The 17,625-nt window shown below is 40.2% G+C and carries 20 protein-coding genes; 16 read left to right on the forward strand and 4 right to left on the reverse strand.

Going from position 1 to position 17,625, the window contains the following annotated elements:
• Positions 1–2: 2 nt before the first annotated feature.
• Positions 3–155 (reverse strand): hypothetical protein, encoded by a 153-nt coding sequence (locus LG307_RS06810; RefSeq protein ID WP_010192046.1) that lies wholly within the window; start codon positions 153–155, stop codon positions 3–5.
• Between the two features lie 90 nt (positions 156–245).
• Positions 246–1,052, reverse strand: coding sequence for a Cof-type HAD-IIB family hydrolase (locus tag LG307_RS06815; protein WP_404450400.1), 807 nt, complete (start codon positions 1,050–1,052; stop codon positions 246–248).
• Positions 1,053–1,193: 141 nt separating this feature from the next.
• On the opposite strand from LG307_RS06815, the gene LG307_RS06820 reads away from it, so the two are divergent.
• The 5 genes from LG307_RS06820 to clpB all read left to right on the forward strand — a co-directional run bounded on the left by LG307_RS06820 (position 1,194) and on the right by clpB (position 5,685).
• A complete protein-coding gene (locus tag LG307_RS06820; RefSeq protein ID WP_404449255.1) occupies positions 1,194–2,012 on the forward strand; it encodes an alpha/beta fold hydrolase in 819 nt (272 codons plus the stop codon).
• Positions 1,990–2,301 carry a metal-sulfur cluster assembly factor gene (locus LG307_RS06825; RefSeq protein WP_404449257.1) on the forward strand — a complete coding sequence of 104 codons (312 nt, stop codon included), beginning with the start codon at positions 1,990–1,992 and terminating at the stop codon, positions 2,299–2,301. Before LG307_RS06820 ends, LG307_RS06825 begins: the two co-directional genes overlap by 23 nt.
• A 34-nt stretch (positions 2,302–2,335) precedes the next feature.
• Complete coding sequence (locus LG307_RS06830) at positions 2,336–2,674, forward strand: DsrE family protein (protein WP_223492762.1); 339 nt, start codon at positions 2,336–2,338, stop codon at positions 2,672–2,674.
• 132 nt (positions 2,675–2,806) lie between these two features.
• On the forward strand, positions 2,807–2,986 hold the full coding sequence (locus LG307_RS06835; protein WP_064100841.1) for a YjzC family protein: 180 nt from the start codon (positions 2,807–2,809) through the stop codon (positions 2,984–2,986).
• A 107-nt stretch (positions 2,987–3,093) separates the two neighbouring features.
• Positions 3,094–5,685, forward strand: a complete 2,592-nt coding sequence (gene clpB, locus LG307_RS06840; protein ID WP_404449259.1) for an ATP-dependent chaperone ClpB — start codon at positions 3,094–3,096, stop codon at positions 5,683–5,685.
• Between the two features lie 55 nt (positions 5,686–5,740).
• On the opposite strand, the gene LG307_RS06845 is transcribed toward clpB, so the two are convergent.
• Complete coding sequence (locus LG307_RS06845; protein ID WP_404449261.1) at positions 5,741–5,923, reverse strand: YjzD family protein; 183 nt, start codon at positions 5,921–5,923, stop codon at positions 5,741–5,743.
• Positions 5,924–6,036: 113 nt separating this feature from the next.
• Between LG307_RS06845 and LG307_RS06850 the strand changes: the two genes are divergently transcribed.
• The 5 genes from LG307_RS06850 (at position 6,037) to LG307_RS06870 (ending at position 9,216) form a co-directional block, all read left to right on the forward strand.
• A complete protein-coding gene (locus LG307_RS06850; protein WP_404449263.1) occupies positions 6,037–6,174 on the forward strand; it encodes a hypothetical protein in 138 nt (45 codons plus the stop codon).
• Between the two features lie 143 nt (positions 6,175–6,317).
• The gene (locus tag LG307_RS06855; RefSeq protein WP_404449264.1) at positions 6,318–7,058 is read left to right on the forward strand and encodes a hypothetical protein; all 741 of its coding nucleotides are present in this window, start codon (positions 6,318–6,320) and stop codon (positions 7,056–7,058) included.
• A gap of 91 nt (positions 7,059–7,149) precedes the next feature.
• A complete protein-coding gene (locus tag LG307_RS06860) occupies positions 7,150–7,920 on the forward strand; it encodes a hypothetical protein (protein ID WP_404449265.1) in 771 nt (256 codons plus the stop codon).
• Positions 7,921–8,061: 141 nt separating this feature from the next.
• A complete protein-coding gene (locus tag LG307_RS06865) occupies positions 8,062–9,012 on the forward strand; it encodes a BMP family ABC transporter substrate-binding protein (RefSeq protein WP_404449266.1) in 951 nt (316 codons plus the stop codon).
• A gap of 15 nt (positions 9,013–9,027) precedes the next feature.
• Positions 9,028–9,216, forward strand: coding sequence for a ComZ family protein (locus tag LG307_RS06870; protein ID WP_404449267.1), 189 nt, complete (start codon positions 9,028–9,030; stop codon positions 9,214–9,216).
• A 56-nt stretch (positions 9,217–9,272) separates the two neighbouring features.
• On the opposite strand, the gene LG307_RS06875 is transcribed toward LG307_RS06870, so the two are convergent.
• Complete coding sequence (locus LG307_RS06875; protein WP_404449268.1) at positions 9,273–9,515, reverse strand: hypothetical protein; 243 nt, start codon at positions 9,513–9,515, stop codon at positions 9,273–9,275.
• A gap of 374 nt (positions 9,516–9,889) precedes the next feature.
• Between LG307_RS06875 and LG307_RS06880 the strand changes: the two genes are divergently transcribed.
• The 6 genes from LG307_RS06880 (at position 9,890) to LG307_RS06905 (ending at position 17,460) form a co-directional block, all read left to right on the forward strand.
• Complete coding sequence (locus LG307_RS06880; RefSeq protein ID WP_404449269.1) at positions 9,890–10,822, forward strand: beta-ketoacyl-ACP synthase III; 933 nt, start codon at positions 9,890–9,892, stop codon at positions 10,820–10,822.
• A gap of 48 nt (positions 10,823–10,870) precedes the next feature.
• Complete coding sequence (gene fabF, locus LG307_RS06885; protein WP_404450401.1) at positions 10,871–12,109, forward strand: beta-ketoacyl-ACP synthase II; 1,239 nt, start codon at positions 10,871–10,873, stop codon at positions 12,107–12,109.
• 341 nt (positions 12,110–12,450) lie between these two features.
• A complete protein-coding gene (locus tag LG307_RS06890) occupies positions 12,451–13,233 on the forward strand; it encodes a DUF2268 domain-containing protein (protein ID WP_404449271.1) in 783 nt (260 codons plus the stop codon).
• Positions 13,234–13,663: 430 nt separating this feature from the next.
• Positions 13,664–14,644, forward strand: a complete 981-nt coding sequence (locus LG307_RS06895) for an ABC transporter ATP-binding protein (protein WP_404449272.1) — start codon at positions 13,664–13,666, stop codon at positions 14,642–14,644.
• On the forward strand, positions 14,644–15,666 hold the full coding sequence (locus LG307_RS06900) for an ABC transporter ATP-binding protein (protein ID WP_404449274.1): 1,023 nt from the start codon (positions 14,644–14,646) through the stop codon (positions 15,664–15,666). The genes LG307_RS06895 and LG307_RS06900 overlap by 1 nt, the downstream gene beginning before the upstream one ends.
• A gap of 108 nt (positions 15,667–15,774) precedes the next feature.
• Entirely contained in the window at positions 15,775–17,460 is a 1,686-nt protein-coding gene (locus LG307_RS06905; protein WP_404449275.1) for a peptide-binding protein, read from the forward strand.
• Positions 17,461–17,625 lie beyond the last annotated feature (165 nt).

Consider the following 17,625-nt stretch of genomic DNA (forward strand, 5'->3'; position numbering starts at 1 on the left):
GATTATATCCCTCCAAGAGAATTACGTTCTGCTTGATGTGCTTTGCGCTCTTCTGCTTGTTCCATCGTTAGGTGATAAGGGATTTGTTGGTCATGAAGCTGTACAGAATTTTTACCCTGCTGAACAAAACGTTTTGATTTGCTGCTTCTACCCATTATGAAAGCCCCCTTTTCATATCGGACAATCACTTGTCCATTATGTAGTCTAAGTAAAAACGGTGCTTTCTATAAGGGCAAATATTGGTGTTACAGCTTTAGTTTTTTTTCTAGGAAGACAGCAATCCCATCTTCTTCATTGCTTAATGTGATTTCGTTGGCTTTTTCTTTAAGGCCGTCAATGGCATTGCCCATTGCAACACCAGTGCCGGCATACTCAATCATTTCATAATCGTTGTCTTCGTCGCCAAAAGCAATGATGTTCTCCTTGGGGATATTGTAATGCTCGGCAACTCTTTGTAGTCCCACAGCTTTATTCATACCTGTTCGCACAAGCTCAATAACGTGCCATGGTGCTGCCCATCGTCTGTGATCGATCACTTCTGCATGAACTTCAGAAAGGTATTCTCGAATTTTTGGCACTTCGTCCTCACTTGCATGAATAAGAATACACGTAGGGTCCCTTTTTAATACTTTTCTCAGGTCACCGGTCTCGATCTTTGGATTGCCAAAGCCGAATATATCTAGCAATTTCTCATCATGAAAGTGAAAATACACATCATCCATTACTTCTGCCAAAATATTATGTATGTTGTATTTTTCACTTATTTCCACAATTTCTTTTACCGTTTCAATGGAAAGGGGCTCATGATAAATTCCCCAATCATCATTGCCGGGGTAATGCACAAATGCACCGTTAAAATTAACGATAGGGGAAGTAAGGTTCATTTCTTCATAATACATAATACTTGCTCTGTATGGACGTCCGGTTGCAATGACGACTTCATGCCCTTGCTCCATTGCTTTTTGAAGGGCTATTTTATTTCGTTTGGATATTTTTTTGTCATCTGTCAATAATGTTCCGTCTAAATCCACTGCAATTAGATGCTTTTCCACCATATCAAACTCCTTTTGTGAACATAAAAATATTTCTAATTCAAGTGTAACCTTTTTCAAATTTGATTGTCTACATGTTAAACTAGACAAGAGAATATTAAATAGGAAAAATGCGGTAAAAATTGGACTGGGGGATGTAAGATGATTAATGTCGTCAAGCAGAAGACAGGTGCTGTTTCCTTTCTACATGTATGTGAAGCAGAATCCTTTTCAAATACGAAGCCAACTGTTATCTTTGTACATGGCTTTCAAAGTGTAAAGGAAAATAATCTGCATTATGCCTACCTTTTAGCCGAAAAAGGTTTCAGGGTAATACTTCCCGATTGCATCCATCATGGAGATAGGGATAGCGGTTTGAAAAGTCAACAGATGATGCAGGCATTCTGGGAAATAGTCATACAAACTGTGCATGAAATAGAACTAATTAAAAATCATCTCACTGAATCTGGATTATCCGATGAAGCGGATATTGGAGTTGCAGGTACCTCCATGGGTGGGATTGTAACTTTCGGTGCTTTGAAAAGATACCCTTGGATTAAAGCGGCTGTCAGTTTAATGGGCTGTCCAAGCTATCAGGATTTTGCGCGGTACAAAGTGGACAAGTTCCTTGAGGCAGGGTTTGCATTACCATTTTCAGATGAGCAATTGGAATCATACTATGCTAAATTAAAACCATATGACCTGGCAAGCGACCCATCATCCCTTAACGTGCGGCCTTTGTTGTGCTGGCATGGAAAACGTGACACAGAGGTGCCGATTGATCCTCTCTTGACGTTTGTAAATGTCAATAAAGGTTATTATAAAAATAAGCCAAACAATATAAAGGTCATCGTGGATGAATATGCAGATCATAAAGTAAGCAGGGAAGGTGTGCTGGCTACTGTGGATTGGTTTGCCGAACATCTTCAGCAAAGTGAACGTGAAAAGGAGAGATATCATGCAGGAAGCATTAAAAGATAAAGTAATGGAAATTTTGGAGGAAGTCGAAGATCCAGAACTAGGTGTTGACATTGTCAATCTTGGACTAGTTTATGATGTGGATATTGATCCATCCAATAATGTGGAGATCACCATGACTTTAACCTCTATCGGTTGCCCGCTTGCAGGGGAAATTGTGGAGGATGTGAAAAAGAAGCTGGCACCATTGGAGGAAATTAATGATGTAGACGTAAACATCACATTCAACCCGCCGTGGAGCAAAGATCGTATGTCTCGTCTGGCAAAGATAGCATTGAACGTTACGGACTAAAAAAAGATTGTAGAGTGGAAGGGGAGAACTTGTCATGAAAAACAAAGTGATACTTGTCAGTTCCAATCAATTGGGTAAAGGCGATGAAGCTTTAGGTGAAGGTGTCCTAGAAACTTTTTTTACCATTCTAAAGCAACGAGAAGATAAGCCAGAGGCAATTTTCCTGATGAATACAGGGGTTTACACGTTAACGGAAGAATCACTCGTATCTGTCCACTTAAAAGAAATTCATGAAGCTGGTGTTCCTGTATATGCTTGTAAAACATGTGTGGACCACTATGAGGTGGAAAAACAGCTCATAAGCGGAGAAATCAGCGGGATGGGCCATTTTATTGACCTGGCATCTAAACATGAAGTATTGACAATTGCTTAATAATGGATGACAGGACCTTTGATGGATGGAGACATGAAATAAGACATCTTGGGAACGATAAAAGGGAGATAGTTTCATCTCATTTTACGGTACGTCTTAGAATTTACTGATCTGACTATAGGAGGTAATCGTATGGGACAGAATCATCAATTCAGACCGGGTCAAAAAGCGCCCAATAACGGCATTTATTTAGAAATAGGTGAGACCGGTAGCGGAGTCAAAAATCCTCAGAAGGTAAACCTAAAAGCCGGGGACACTTTTCCCGAAACTTCCAACCACAATCGCCTATGGGCGAAAAAGCGCCGTCCGTAACTATTAAGTCATCCTCTTTATGAGAGGGTGGCTTTTTTGGATATTAAATGAGGAAACCTTTAGATGGATTGATACGTAGAAAATAATATAAAGGAGTGATCTCAAATATGAACATCAACCAAATGACCACCAAGCTCCAAGAAGCCGTTGTGATGGCCAAGAGTGTTGCTGAAAAGATGAATCATCAGCAAATTGAACATGAGCATCTTCTTCTTGCATTGCTTCAACAATATGAGGGGCTTACAGAAAGAGTCCTGAAAAAGATAAAAGTAGATACTCAGGCACTTCAATCCGGTTTAAATAATCTCCTGAAATCAAAGCCTGAAGTAAGCGGCGCAACTAGCGATGCCTATATAAGCAATTCACTGAACCAAACTTTCAAAAAAGCCGATGAATGGAAAACAGAATGGGAGGATGATTATTTATCCATTGAACATATACTGCTTGCCTTATTTCATAACACCACGACACATGCATTGAAAAAAATAAGCAACACCCATAACATTACGGAAGAAAGGCTAAAGGCGGCTATTCAAGAAATAAGGGGGAACCAACGAGTGACTTCCAAAGAACCGGAATCTACATATGAGGCTTTGAAAAAATATGGTAGAGATTTAATAGAAGAGGTGAAAAGCGGCAAGCTTGATCCGGTAATTGGACGTGATCAAGAAATTCGAAGGGTTATCAGGATCCTTTCAAGAAAAACAAAAAACAACCCTGTTCTTATCGGGGAACCTGGTGTCGGAAAAACCGCCATTGTTGAAGGGCTAGCGCAACGTATTGTAAGAAAGGACGTTCCAGATGGCTTAAAGGATAAAACTATTTTTTCACTCGACTTAAGCTCACTAGTAGCCGGTGCAAAATATAGAGGAGAGTTTGAAGAACGTCTAAAAGCAGTGTTGCAGGAAATAAAGAAAAGCGACGGGCAGATTCTGCTTTTCATTGATGAACTGCACACGATTGTCGGAGCGGGTAAGACAGAAGGTTCTATGGACGCGGGCAATATGCTCAAACCGATGCTTGCACGCGGTGAATTGCACTGTATAGGTGCTACAACACTGAATGAACATAGACAGTACATTGAAAAAGATCCGGCGTTAGAGCGCCGTTTTCAACAGGTGCTTGTCCAAGAACCTACCGTAGAAGATACCATCTCTATTTTACGTGGGCTAAAGGAACGTTTTGAAATACATCATGGTGTGAATATCCACGACCGCGCGATCGTTTCAGCGGCGGTCCTATCAAACCGCTACATCTCTGAACGCTTTTTACCAGATAAGGCAATTGACCTGGTCGATGAAGCTTGTGCGATGATTCGGACCGAGATTGACTCCATGCCATCAGAACTTGATGAAGTGACGAGGAGGGTAATGCAACTGGAAATCGAGGAGGCCGCATTAAAGAAAGAGAAGGATCAGGCAAGTAAGGAAAGATTAATGCAACTTCAGCAGGAATTAGCCAACCTTAAAGAAAAAGCCTCAGCCATGAAAGCTCAGTGGCAGCTGGAGAAAGATGATATTCAGCTGGTCAGAGTTAAACGAGAGGAATTGGAGAAATCCAAGCGAGATCTGGAAACAGCTGAAAATAATTATGATCTGAACAAGGCGGCAGAACTAAGGCACGGGAAAATACCGAGTCTGGAAAAAGAGCTGTTGCAACTAGAGGAAAAAGCCAAACAGAAGAAAGATTCAAACCAACTTCTCAGAGAAGAAGTAACAGAAGAGGAGATAGCTGGGATTGTGGCAAAATGGACGGGCATACCTGTTACAAAGCTTGTGGAAGGAGAAAGGGAGAAACTCTTGAAACTAGAGGAAATTCTCCATGAACGAGTTGTTGGTCAGGAAGAAGCCGTTCAGTTGGTATCTGAAGCAGTCATTCGTGCAAGAGCAGGAATCAAAGATCCAAACCGTCCAATCGGCTCTTTCATTTTCCTGGGTCCTACAGGTGTAGGGAAAACAGAGCTTGCCAGAGCACTTGCACAGTCACTTTTTGATAGTGAAGAACAAATCATCCGCATTGATATGTCAGAGTATATGGAAAAACATGCGGTATCAAGGCTGATTGGAGCTCCTCCTGGCTATGTTGGCTATGAAGAGGGGGGGCAATTGACAGAAGCGGTGAGAAGGAAACCTTATTCTGTCATTTTACTGGATGAAGTGGAAAAAGCGCATCCAGAAGTGTTCAATATTCTTCTTCAAATGTTAGATGACGGAAGAATTACAGATTCACAAGGAAAAACCGTCGACTTTAAAAATACGGTTATTATCATGACTTCAAATATCGGCTCCCAAACTTTATTGGAACATGCAGGGGACATGCTGACGGAGGACATGAAGCAAAAAGTGATTCAGCAATTAAGAAGTCATTTTAGACCTGAATTATTGAATCGAATAGACGATACCGTCATCTTTTCTCCATTGTCCAAAAACGAAATGGGATTGATAGTGGAAAAAATGATTCGGGATTTACAAAGACGCCTGGAGGACAAGCATTTGTCATTAAGACTATCTGAAGAGGCAAAACGATACATCGCAGACAGTGCCTACGATCCAGCGTTCGGAGCCAGGCCGTTAAAGAGATTTATTCAAAAACATATCGAAACTCTTATTGCAAAAGAAATAATTAAAGGGAGCATCCAAGATTTTCAAGAAATATTTATTGAAGTAGAAGAAGGAAAACTCATTATCAGTGACAAATAATAATAAGTACAAAAAAAGAACTTGTCTCTGGGAGCAAGTTCTTTTTTTACAAATATTAGTGCTTTTCTACCGGATCGTTTGGTAGCGCTTCCCCGATCAGCATGACTAATACAGCGAAAACGACCGCTATGATTGAAGCTAATACGTAGTTATATGTATCACCCTGCATGTTAGCAACAACATAAGAAACCATGTTTATAAGAAGAAGTGACCAAAAAATAGTCCAAAATGCGCGCATTGTGACTCCCCCTCCATTCATTTTTTCAAAACTCATTCAGAGGATATTTTACCACAAACGCAACATATAATAAATGTAAATATGTTTAACTTAGTCGAAAAAGGGGTTGTTAAATGGTGAATAGTAATGAAAAGCTTCTTGAATTGAAATTGTTGTTGGATCAAGAGGGGAGTAATTTAACGGAGCTTGGCCAGCGTACTTTGGATAATCTGAGAGAAGAGCTTCAATATGATGAAGTGGGAAGGGATTAGGTTTTGACGCCTTCCTTTTTCTTTTTTTAAGAAGCAAGTTTCGGGTAAAAATTATGGAAAAGTGGCCTTTTGACTCTGTCATAACAGAACTTTTCTACATAGCATACGATATATGAGTTTGTGAAATGGGGGAAATGAGTGAGATGAGCTTAAATCAACGCTTTTTTCAAATGGGCGGTCAATGGAATGCCGTACATGTGCCAGAAAAACCGAATGGTTTCGGCTGTCTTATCATTGGAGATGCCAACCATTTCGTTGATGAAAATAATAGCCTGTGGGTGCAGCATATCGGGCGAAATAAAATAGTAGAAGAAATACTGAAATGTGGATATACACTGTTTTATTCCAACCTGCATGGAGCTCACTGGGGCAGCGGCCAATCTGTACTTTTGGCCAAACAACTTTATCATATCATCATGAAACAGGAAATCTTGAATAATAAGATCCATATTATCGCAGAAGGGATGGGGGCGTTGACGGCCTTGCAGCTGATGGAGGAGTTAAAAGGACAAATTCGATCTGTTGCCTTCATCAACCCTTGCATGGACTTACATGCACAACTTGCACAGGAGAAAGACAGAAAGTTCTTCTATAAGAAGGTCAAAAATGAAATCGCAAAGGCATATAATGTGCCGGTAAAAGAACTGGAAGCATTTCACGGCATACCGAATCTTTGCCAGTTTCAAGAAAGCTCCATACCGGTGAAAATTTGGCAGACCACCACAAACTTTACGTTCGACCCTAATCTTCATTGCAAAAGATACGAAGAGTTGCGGTCGAAGAATCAGTCACCGATTACAGTTGCTTATCACCTCGTAGAAAAACGCTATTCCTACGGTCCATCCATATGCCAGTTCTTTAAAAAATATGAACAAGAACTATAAAAAGTCCCATTCCGCACACTTGGAATAGGGACTATAATTTTGTTTTTTTGCATAAGGATACAATATCAATGAAGATGGGTGGAATAATAAAATGATGAAAAATGCAGTGGTTATTGGAGCCACCACACAAGTTGGTTTCGCCCTTTGTCAATATCTGATTACGAAAGAAGTAGAAGTGACAGGGATAATATGGTCGGAGAAAATGGATGAGAGATCAGAAGAGATGTTAATGGGAATTGGACGAAATGCATTCTTTTATTATCAGAGTCGCCGTTCATTAAACCAACACATGGATGTGGTGTTTTATTTTCTAGACGGGGTAGATCAATTAGATGCCAACGAACAAAGGCGCTATATGGAATTAGCCGAAAACGCGAAGAAAATCGTCTTTATCTCTTCTTATCGCAAAATGTCGTTGAATAGTGAATTTAGACAACAGGTTATGAGAAAGGTGAATGATAGGACAGAGAACTCATGCTATACGATTTACTTGCCAATGATATATGGTCCATGGCAGCAAGAAGAGGAAGCAGTTCATAAAAGATTAATGGAAGAACTAGTACAAAATGAATCTGTACCTCTAGCAGTCAAAGATCAAGATGTCCTGTTTGTTGAGGATGTGGCAGAAGCTATCTATCACTATATTACCCGAGATGAAAAGGAGGAAGAGGTCCTTTTTCAAAATGATAACCCACAAGCAATGGAAGAATTGATGAGGGAACTAAACCTTACCTTTTTAACTTCAGTTGAACCGGAAGAAGTACAAAAATTAACAACGATCAAAGTGCAGCAGCGCCGTACGGTTAAAGAAGGCATAGAAGCACAAAAAGAACAGATGCATCAGAAATTAAAGATGAAATAATAGAGCCTGGCCCCTCTTTTTAAAACGCTTTAACAGAATATTAACTTTTCCTTTAACTCCAAAGCATGTACAATATAAAAGGAAGATTAAGAAACAGACTCAGAGGGGCAATCCTTATAGGCACTAGGGGGTGGTACATACATGAAAAAATCAATGGTATTCATACTATTCATACTTTTATTAACGGCATGTGGACAAACTACTCCTGAGAGTGGAGATCAAAAAGTCGGTTTGTTGGTCCCAGATACAATAAGTGATCAGGTTTGGGGAACAAAGGGCTATAAAGGGCTGTTGCGGATTCAAACGAAATATGACCTGGATGTATATTATAAAGAAGGCATACATACTGATTCAGCGATTAGAGAAGCGGTAAAAGAGTTTCATAAAGACGGTGTAACCTTGGTGTTCGGGCATGGTAGCGAATATGCACAAACATTCGATCAGATTTCTTCAGATTATCCCGAAATACATTTTGTGTGTTTTAATTCCCAAGTGCAGGGTGACAATGTCACAAGCTTAAATTTTGAAGCAAATGCCATGGGCTTTTTTGGCGGAATGGTAGCTGGTCATATGACAAAAACCAATACGATTGGTATTATTGCTGCGTTTGAATGGCAACCTGAAGTGGACGGATTCTTTGAAGGTGTCTTGCATGAAAATCCTGATGCAAAGGTTTTAATAAGGTACACCCAAGACTGGAATGACCCTGATAAGGCATTGGAAGTGCTTGATGATATGGTTGAACAAGAGGTGGATGTGGTGTATCCTGCAGGTGATGGATTTAATGTGCCTGTTATTAATAGTCTAAAGGAACAGGGTTTGTATGCGGTAGGATTTGTCTCAGATCAGTCAGATTTAGGGGAGAACACTGTACTAACCAGTACCATTCAGCATGTTCCTGCATTGTATGAATTGGTGGCAAGTCGTTTCTTTGCAGGAGAATTGAAATCTGGCAACCTTTCCTTTGATTTTAAAGATGATGTCATTTCTCTTGGCACCTTCAGTCCGCTTGTAAGTGAGGAATACCAGGCTAGTATTAAACAACAAATCGAGGATTATAAAACTACGGGCTTATTGCCAAACGAAAAATAGAAAGTAGGTACAAAAATGGAACAAGATAGAACAATGCAGTATATGGCTATAGCAATGAAATATTTACCGGAAGCAAAACAAATGCTGGATGAAACAGGTTTGGAACTACAGCCTCAACATATCCAACCGCTTGTCTCTTTACTGACAAAAGTGATGGATGAAGCATATGAGCTTGGGAAACAAAATGCTTTAGATATGGAATGAAAAATGGGACTATCCAGGGGAGATTTGCTGGATAGTCCTTTTTGCCTAAGCCAAAATTATTTCTTGAAGTAATCCAGGATTGGAGAAAATTCCTTTATCATTGGCTTCAATTTATTGACGGAATCCATAATGGAGTCTACTTGCTCCATAAGCGCGTAGTAATCTACCCCAGCCTTATTATCAGAAGGACTCTCCGTTTTATTTTCAGCAGTTTGTCGTCTAGGCGGAATTCCAAACATCATTCTAGTAAAAGGGTCGACTTCTATTTCACTGTCCACGTTTTTTTGTTCATCACTCATGATTTTCACCTCACCTAATCAGCATTTATCCCCCTCTGAAACTATAGTATGCCGTCTAAATAAATTGGGATAGGCATTGGTCCAAAAGCTTAACCCACGAGCAAAATAGGCATTTATGTATTGTCATTCCGAATAGAATGCGTTAAAATTAGTACCAAGTCATAATAATTGATATTAAAAAAGGTTCCTAGCTGGTGATTGAAGCAAAGGGCGAAGACTCCAGCGGGAAAGTAGCGGCAATGTTGAGACCCGCAAGCGTTGTGAGGAGGCTCAAGGTCGCCCCGCGGAAAGCGAAGCCATTTGCGGAAATCAATAGCGGTGCTTTATAGAATCTTATTTTTAAAAGTCCAATAAGAGAGTTAGGTGTTATATCGGTGAATGCAGGGATACTAGGAATCGGAAGATATGTACCTGAAAAAATATTAACCAATGCAGAATTAGAACAAATGGTCGATACAACAGATGAATGGATAAAAACAAGAACAGGCATAGAAGAACGAAGAATCGCAACAGACGATGTAGATACATCTCATATGGCATACTTTGCCGCAGAAAAAGCCTTGAAAGATGCGGGAATCACGGCAGAAGAGCTGGACATGATCATCGTCGCTACAGTAACGCCTGATAATCCTTTTCCAAGTGTTGCTTGTATGATTCAAGAACGACTTGGTGCGAAAAAAGCATGCGCCTTCGATATGAGTGCGGCCTGTGCCGGATTTATGTACGGTATCATCACAGCTAAACAATTTGTGGAAGCAGGCACATATAAGCATGTTCTAGTAGTCGGGGTAGAGAAACTCTCCAAGATTGTAGACTGGGAAGACCGCAACACAGCTGTATTGTTCGGTGACGGAGCTGGAGCTACCATAATCGGTCCGGTTTCAGAAGGGAGAGGGATTCTATCCTTTGAACTTGGTGCAGACGGAACGGGAGCGAAACATTTGTATCAAGATGAAACCATTGTGATGAATGGGCGCGAAGTATTTAAATTTGCAGTTCGCCAAATGGGAGAATCTGCGGTAAATGTATTAGATAAAGCCGGCTTGTCAAAAGAAGACGTAGATTTCCTTATCCCACATCAGGCCAACATCCGAATCATGGAGGCTGCAAGGGAAAGGCTTGGGCTTCCTATAGAGAAAATGTCCATGACCGTGCAGAAATATGGAAACACATCCGCTGCATCAATCCCTATTTCCATAGTGGAAGAAATAGAAAACGGAAATATACAGGACGATGATTTAGTCGTTATGGTAGGATTTGGAGGAGGATTAACATGGGGAGCAATCGCCATCAGATGGGGAAGATAATAAATAATAATTGGATACAACGGTGGAAGGAGCAGGACAATCATGCAAATGCCTAAAAAAAGAGTAGTAGTTACTGGTTTAGGAGCGGTGACTCCAATTGGTTTAAATGTAAATGAGACTTGGGAAAATGCCATCAACGGAGTATCAGGTGTTGGACCGCTTACTAGAGTGGACAGTGAAAAGTTTCCGGCAAAAGTTGCAGCGGAGATTACTAATTTCAATGCTGAAGACTTTATGGATAAGAAAGAAGCCAGAAGAATGGACCGCTTTACCCAATATGCCATCGCAGCTTCTTTCATGGCGGTAAAAGATGCAAATTTGGATATTACAGATGAAATAGCTCCTAGAGTGGGTGTTTGGGTAGGTTCCGGAATTGGTGGAATGGAAACATTTGAACAACAGTATAAAACCTTTTTGGAAAAAGGAGCACGTCGTGTAAGTCCATTTTTCGTACCGATGATGATTCCTGATATGGCGACAGGACAAATCAGTATCGCATTGGGGGCAAAAGGCGTTAATTCTTGTACGGTTACAGCCTGTGCAACGGGTACAAACTCTATTGGAGATGCATTTAAAGTTATCCAGCGCGGGGATGCGGATGTTATGATTTCTGGCGGTACTGAGGCACCGTTGACGGAAATGTCTTTTGCAGGATTCAGTTCAGCAAAAGCATTATCCATGAATCCTGATCCGAAAACGGCCAGCAGACCATTCGATGCAAATCGTGACGGCTTTGTCATGGGTGAAGGGGCAGGGATTGTCGTGTTGGAAGAACTTGACCATGCCTTGGCGCGCGGCGCTCGCATTTATGCTGAGATTGTCGGCTACGGTGCAACTGGTGATGCCCATCATATCACCGCACCTGCTCCCGGAGGAGAGGGCGGAGTACGCGCGATGAGAATGGCCATTGCAGATGCCGGCCTTCAACCAGGTGATATCGACTATATTAACGCCCATGGAACAAGCACAGAATATAATGACAAATTTGAAACACTTGCCATTAAAGAAGTGCTTGGTGGACATGCCAAAGATGTTGCGATCAGCTCAACTAAATCGATGACAGGCCACTTGCTAGGAGCGGCAGGCGGGGTAGAAGCGATCTTCACTATTAAGGCCATCGAAAATGCGGTGATTCCGCCAACCATCAATCTCGATACACCAGATCCTGAATGTGACCTTGACTATGTTCCTAACGAAGCTAGGCACAAAGAGGTTAAAGCCGCAATGAGCAACTCACTTGGATTTGGCGGCCATAATGCAACGATCGTGTTTAAGAAGTACGAATAATTTTTCCAAGCCGTATGGAGTGATTTTATGCTTCTTGCGGCTTTTTTTGGGGTATATCTGGGTTTCAAAGTCGTTTTAAAATTATGAAGCTTGTTGGAGATGTCTTTATGGAGGTGTTAAGAGCTGTTAGAGTGAAGACTCTGGTAGCCTGAGGTCTTTACAAGGCGTATAAGGACGTGCTGGAGTAAATATTCCGCATACAGAGGTCTTTATCCATTTTCAAATAGTAACAAAATCCTAAATCCAACACTACTCCAGCCATCTTCCAATTTGCACACCTCACCAATACCACTTCCTCATCATACAATGACATCAAAAAGCAAAGAAAAGGGCTGTAGAACATGAGTATTATTCATACGGATAGATGGCTAGAAGAGGACTATCACCAGCCATTGAACATTTCCAAGAAATTGCTGAAGTACTTTGAGGACGTAACTGCAGCGGAACTATATGATTATCTCATCATGCATGGGATGTACCGACCAGTAAGGGATGGAAAAGGGACTGTTGAAAAACTGAAGACACTGGATTGCTGGAATATTGTCCTGGTAGAATGGAAGCGTTTAAAGAAACTCTGGAATGGCCCGGATATTCCTATATTTATCTTTCCATCTGACAAATACAATAACCAGATTAAAAGAGACTTCAAAGGGAAAGCGGGAGTAGCTTTCAAAGATAAGCTGTTTCTATTCCTACCGGAAGATATTGAGATCAATGAAATGAAGGCGTTGTTGACTCATGAGTATAACCATATATGTGTTCTATCTAAAAATAAAAGGAAAGACGACGAATATACACTCTTAGATTCCGTGTTAATAGAAGGACTTGCGGAAAGCGCAGTAAAAAGCTTGGTTGGAGGGGAACATACCTCAAGCTGGACATCATATTACACAGATAAGGAGCTAGAGAATTTCTTAACGAAATATATAATACCCAATAAAGATGTGAAAAAAAGCGAGAAAGATCATATGAAGCTGCTTTATGGAAAGGGATTTTATCCAAAAATGCTCGGTTATTGTGTTGGGTATTATCTCATTCAAAAATTGCTAAAAGAGAAAAAAGTCAGCTACCCCTCATTAATGACAAAGAGCCTTTCAGAGTTAACAAAGCTATCATTTGAATAATTCTTTGAGGAATAGGAAAAAAATCACAAAAAAACAAAAAAACTAGCAAAAAAAGCTAGTTTTTTTGTTTTTTTTTGTATATAATCAGTTTTTGTAGAAGATTGCTACAAGTTTTAATTAAAAAAATTTTTAGTTTATTTTCAAAATAAGCTTGAACTTGTAACGGAATTGTAATAATATACAAACAGACGATAATTATTTTCCGATAATTTAGTTTTTACAGTAAATTTTGAGTAAAAAGACTGAAAATTTCGTAATAAACAGCATGGAAAATCTATAATGGCAATCTTTAAATAGATTAATAGCTAGTAGTTTTGTAAATTTGTAATATAAAGATTAAAAATTAATTAAATTTTTATAAAACTTTACATTACATATTTAGACATCATACAGACCATGCATCGAAAGAAAAAAGGATGGTGAAGGCTAAATGTCAGCTTTATTGGAAGTGAGAAACCTAAAGACTCACTTTTTTAGAAAAAAGCAAGCTATTCCAGCGGTAGATGGTGTAGATATCTCCATTAAAAAAGGAGAGACTGTAGCACTTGTTGGAGAATCGGGATCTGGTAAATCTATTACTTCCCTATCAATCATGGGTCTTGTACCTAGCCCAGGAGGGAAAATCGTTGATGGAGAAATTCTATTCGACGGACAGGATCTTGTGAAACTGACAGAAAACCAGTTATGTAAAGTTCGTGGAAATGATATTTCCATGATCTTTCAGGAACCGATGACATCATTGAATCCGGTCTTAACAATTGGTGAGCAAATTACCGAAGTATTAATTCTTCATCAAAAAATGAGCAAAACAGCTGCAATGAAGAAAGCAATTGAAATGTTAGAAGTTGTAGGATTTTCAAGAGCTGCTGAAATTGTAAATGATTATCCTCACCGTCTTTCAGGCGGGATGAGACAAAGGGTAATGATCGCGATGGCGATGAGCTGTAATCCAAAGTTATTGATTGCAGATGAGCCTACGACAGCGTTAGACGTGACTATTCAAGCTCAAATTCTAGATTTAATGAAAGACCTTAGCCATAAATTTGACACTTCCATCTTGTTAATTACACATGACTTAGGGGTTGTATCAGAAATTGCTGATAGAGTAGTAGTTATGTATTGTGGTCAAGTTGTAGAAGAGGCATCAGTGGATGATCTGTTTGATGAGCCGCTTCATCCTTATACAAACGGTTTAATGGGGTCCATACCTGATATTGAAGGAGATATTTCTCGTCTTCAATCAATCGAAGGAAATGTACCGCCGCCAACCAATTTACCACAGGGATGTCGTTTTGCCCCGCGCTGTCCAAAAGCATTCGATCGTTGTCATAGCGAAGTTCCGGAATTGCTTAAGCAAAACGGAAACCGTTCCGTTCGATGCTTCTTATATGAAGGCGAGGAGGCGAAATAATGACTGCAACCGAGATTAAATCAGAAAAGACTTTAGCGGAAACAAGTTCTGACAACATCCTTGAAGTAAGAGGGTTGAAGAAGTATTTCCCTATTAAAGCAGGATTATTACAAAGACATGTAGGAGATGTAAAAGCGGTAGATGACCTAAACTTTTACATAAAAAAAGGTGAAACATTAGGCCTTGTAGGGGAGTCTGGATGTGGAAAATCCACAACTGGAAGAACCATTATCCGACTTTACGAGCCTACAGAAGGAAACATCATCTTCAAGGGAAGGGATATTGCAACTATGAGTGAAAGCGAACTGAGAAAGACGGTTCGTAAAGACATTCAAATGGTCTTCCAAGACCCGTTTGCTACTCTTAACCCAAGAAAAACATTAAGATCCATCCTGAAAGAACCATATAACACCCACAACTTGTTCACTAGAAAAGAGCGAGAAGAAAAGGTGCAGGAATTGCTCGCGAAGGTAGGATTAGATCCAAGTTTTATCAACCGTTACCCACATGAGTTCTCCGGAGGACAGCGTCAACGTATTGGAATTGCAAGAGCACTTGCGCTAAACCCTGAATTGATTATTGCTGATGAAGCGGTATCTGCGCTTGATGTATCCATACAAGCCCAAATCATTAACCTTATGCAAGACCTTCAGAAAGAAATGGGACTTTCTTATATCTTCATCTCGCATGATTTAAGTGTAGTTCGTCATATTAGTGACAGGGTCGGCGTAATGTATTTAGGGCGGATGATGGAACTAGCTACCAAGCAAGATTTATATAGTGAACCGTTGCATCCTTATACTCAAGCATTATTATCAGCTGTACCTTCTACTCGCCGCAAGGGCCAAGTGAAAAGAGAACGCATCGTTCTGAAGGGGGAATTGCCAAGTCCGGCTAACCCGCCAACAGGATGTGTGTTCCATACACGTTGCCCAGCAGCAATGGATGTATGTAAGCAACTTGTTCCTCAATTCAAAGAGGTTAAACCAGATCATTTTGTTGCTTGTCACCTATACGAATAGGTGGCAAGTACATAAAATATATACCCTTTGAAAGGGGGAGATAGTCCAACAGTTAACCTTCTTTACCTTTCATTTTCAGAACATTAAAATTATTTAGGGGGAGTAAACGTGAAGCAAAAATCATTACTACTTATCGTGTTAACGTTAGTATTGTCCGTGTTCCTTGCTGCTTGTAGCGGATCGAACAATGCTGGAACAAACACTAACAACACAAACACTACAAACAATGAAACAACTGGTAACAACGAAGAAACAGAAGAAGAAGAAGCTACAAATGAGCCTGTACAAGGTGGAGATCTTGTAATCGGTTCTACTGGTAGCCCTACAATGTTCAACCCGTTATACTCTGCAGATACTGCTAGTTCTGCAATTGAAGGTTTCATTTTTGACGGATTATTAACTAGTGATACTGCGTTTGAAACTCAATTAAACATGGCTGAAAGCTGGGATATTTCTGAAGATGACCTAGTTCATACATTGAAAATCAAAGAAGGAATCAAGTTCCACGATGGTGAAACTCTAGATGCTGATGACGTTGTCTTCACTCTTAGCATTCCTTTAAGCGAAGATTATGATGGTCCTCGTGCAGGTTACTTCGAGAAAATCGCGTCTGTTGAAAAAGTTGACGATTTAACAGTAAAAGTAACTCTTAGCGCTGTAGATCCAACAATCCACATCGCATTAGGTTACCCAATCCTACCTCAACATATTTTAGGTGAGGTTCCAATTGCTGAACTTGGTGAGTACACTGAATTCAACACAAAAGCGCCAATCGGAGCAGGTCCATTCAAATTCGAAACTTGGGAAGATGGACAATTTGTTAAAGTTGTAGCTAATGATGACTACTGGGATGGCCGTCCATACTTAGATTCTTTAACTTACCGTATTATTCCTGATGCGGATGCATTAATGACTGCTTTAGCTGCTGGTGATATCCATTACTACACTGTTCCTTCAACTGATATTGCAACAGTTCAAGAATGGGAAGCAAACGGAGACCTTAAAATCGAGTCTGGTTTAGCATTGTCTTACACTTACTTAGGATACAACCTACGTAACCCATTATTCCAAGATGTAAAAGTACGTCAAGCACTTACTCACGCACTTGACCGTGAGCTTATCGTTGAGTCTGTAATGAACGGTGACGGTGAAGTTGCTGATGTTCCTGAGTCTCCACTTAGCTGGGCTTATGACGAAGATGTTCCACGTTTTGAGTACGATGTAGAAAAAGCAAAAGCAATGCTTGAAGAAGCTGGATGGACTCCAGGTGCTGACGGAACTCTTGAAAAAGACGGTCAGAAATTTGAATTCACTCTTAAAACAAACCAAGGTAACAAAGTTCGTGAAGATATCGCTGTAGTAGTTCAAGAACAGTTCGCTGAGCTTGGAATCAAAGTTACTCCAGATATCATGGAATGGTCTGCATTCTTGGCTGACATCGATCCTCCAAAATGGAACTTCGATGCTATCATCTTAGGATGGGCTCTTTCAACAGATCCAGATCCAAGTGGAATCTTCCACTCTAAAGAAATCGAAGAAGGTTTGAACTTCGTTGGTTGGTCTAACCCAGAAGCTGATAAGCTAATGGACGAAGCTAACCTAACTATGGATCGTGACGAGCGTGCAGCTAAGATCCAAGCAATCAACAAAATCATTGCTGAAGAGCAACCATATACTTTCTTGTACTATCCAAATGCACACCGTGCAATGCCTACTAACCTAGAAGGCTTTGAGTTCCATGCAAGAATGGAATTCTATAACATCAACAAATGGTGGTTAAACACATCTAACTAATTTAACCCCGATTAAAGGTTGAAAAGAGGGGAGGGGAGTTTCCCTTCCTTCTTTTTTACTGAAATGAATTACTTTGACACTATTTCCACGGAACGGAGACATACAGTTTGTATTGGACAAGCTTGTATTTCTTTTAAACTTGAACACTTTACTGTGCAACGTCGC

The sequence above is a fragment of the Sutcliffiella horikoshii genome (assembly GCF_044809035.1).
GTDB lineage: Bacteria > Bacillota > Bacilli > Bacillales > Bacillaceae_I > Sutcliffiella_A > Sutcliffiella_A horikoshii_G.

Bases quoted from the DNA above. Each gene is read 5' to 3' on its own strand.
- LG307_RS06810 (WP_010192046.1), bottom strand. From the start codon at position 155: ATGGGTAGAAGCAGCAAATCAAAACGTTTTGTTCAGCAGGGTAAAAAT.
- LG307_RS06820 (WP_404449255.1), top strand. From the start codon at position 1,194: ATGATTAATGTCGTCAAGCAGAAGACAGGTGCTGTTTCCTTTCTACAT.
- LG307_RS06825 (WP_404449257.1), top strand. From the start codon at position 1,990: ATGCAGGAAGCATTAAAAGATAAAGTAATGGAAATTTTGGAGGAAGTC.
- LG307_RS06830 (WP_223492762.1), top strand. From the start codon at position 2,336: ATGAAAAACAAAGTGATACTTGTCAGTTCCAATCAATTGGGTAAAGGC.
- LG307_RS06835 (WP_064100841.1), top strand. From the start codon at position 2,807: ATGGGACAGAATCATCAATTCAGACCGGGTCAAAAAGCGCCCAATAAC.
- clpB (WP_404449259.1), top strand. From the start codon at position 3,094: ATGAACATCAACCAAATGACCACCAAGCTCCAAGAAGCCGTTGTGATG.
- LG307_RS06845 (WP_404449261.1), bottom strand. From the start codon at position 5,923: ATGCGCGCATTTTGGACTATTTTTTGGTCACTTCTTCTTATAAACATG.
- LG307_RS06850 (WP_404449263.1), top strand. From the start codon at position 6,037: ATGGTGAATAGTAATGAAAAGCTTCTTGAATTGAAATTGTTGTTGGAT.
- LG307_RS06855 (WP_404449264.1), top strand. From the start codon at position 6,318: ATGAGCTTAAATCAACGCTTTTTTCAAATGGGCGGTCAATGGAATGCC.
- LG307_RS06860 (WP_404449265.1), top strand. From the start codon at position 7,150: ATGATGAAAAATGCAGTGGTTATTGGAGCCACCACACAAGTTGGTTTC.
- LG307_RS06865 (WP_404449266.1), top strand. From the start codon at position 8,062: ATGAAAAAATCAATGGTATTCATACTATTCATACTTTTATTAACGGCA.
- LG307_RS06870 (WP_404449267.1), top strand. From the start codon at position 9,028: ATGGAACAAGATAGAACAATGCAGTATATGGCTATAGCAATGAAATAT.
- LG307_RS06875 (WP_404449268.1), bottom strand. From the start codon at position 9,515: ATGAGTGATGAACAAAAAAACGTGGACAGTGAAATAGAAGTCGACCCT.
- fabF (WP_404450401.1), top strand. From the start codon at position 10,871: ATGCCTAAAAAAAGAGTAGTAGTTACTGGTTTAGGAGCGGTGACTCCA.
- LG307_RS06890 (WP_404449271.1), top strand. From the start codon at position 12,451: ATGAGTATTATTCATACGGATAGATGGCTAGAAGAGGACTATCACCAG.
- LG307_RS06895 (WP_404449272.1), top strand. From the start codon at position 13,664: ATGTCAGCTTTATTGGAAGTGAGAAACCTAAAGACTCACTTTTTTAGA.
- LG307_RS06900 (WP_404449274.1), top strand. From the start codon at position 14,644: ATGACTGCAACCGAGATTAAATCAGAAAAGACTTTAGCGGAAACAAGT.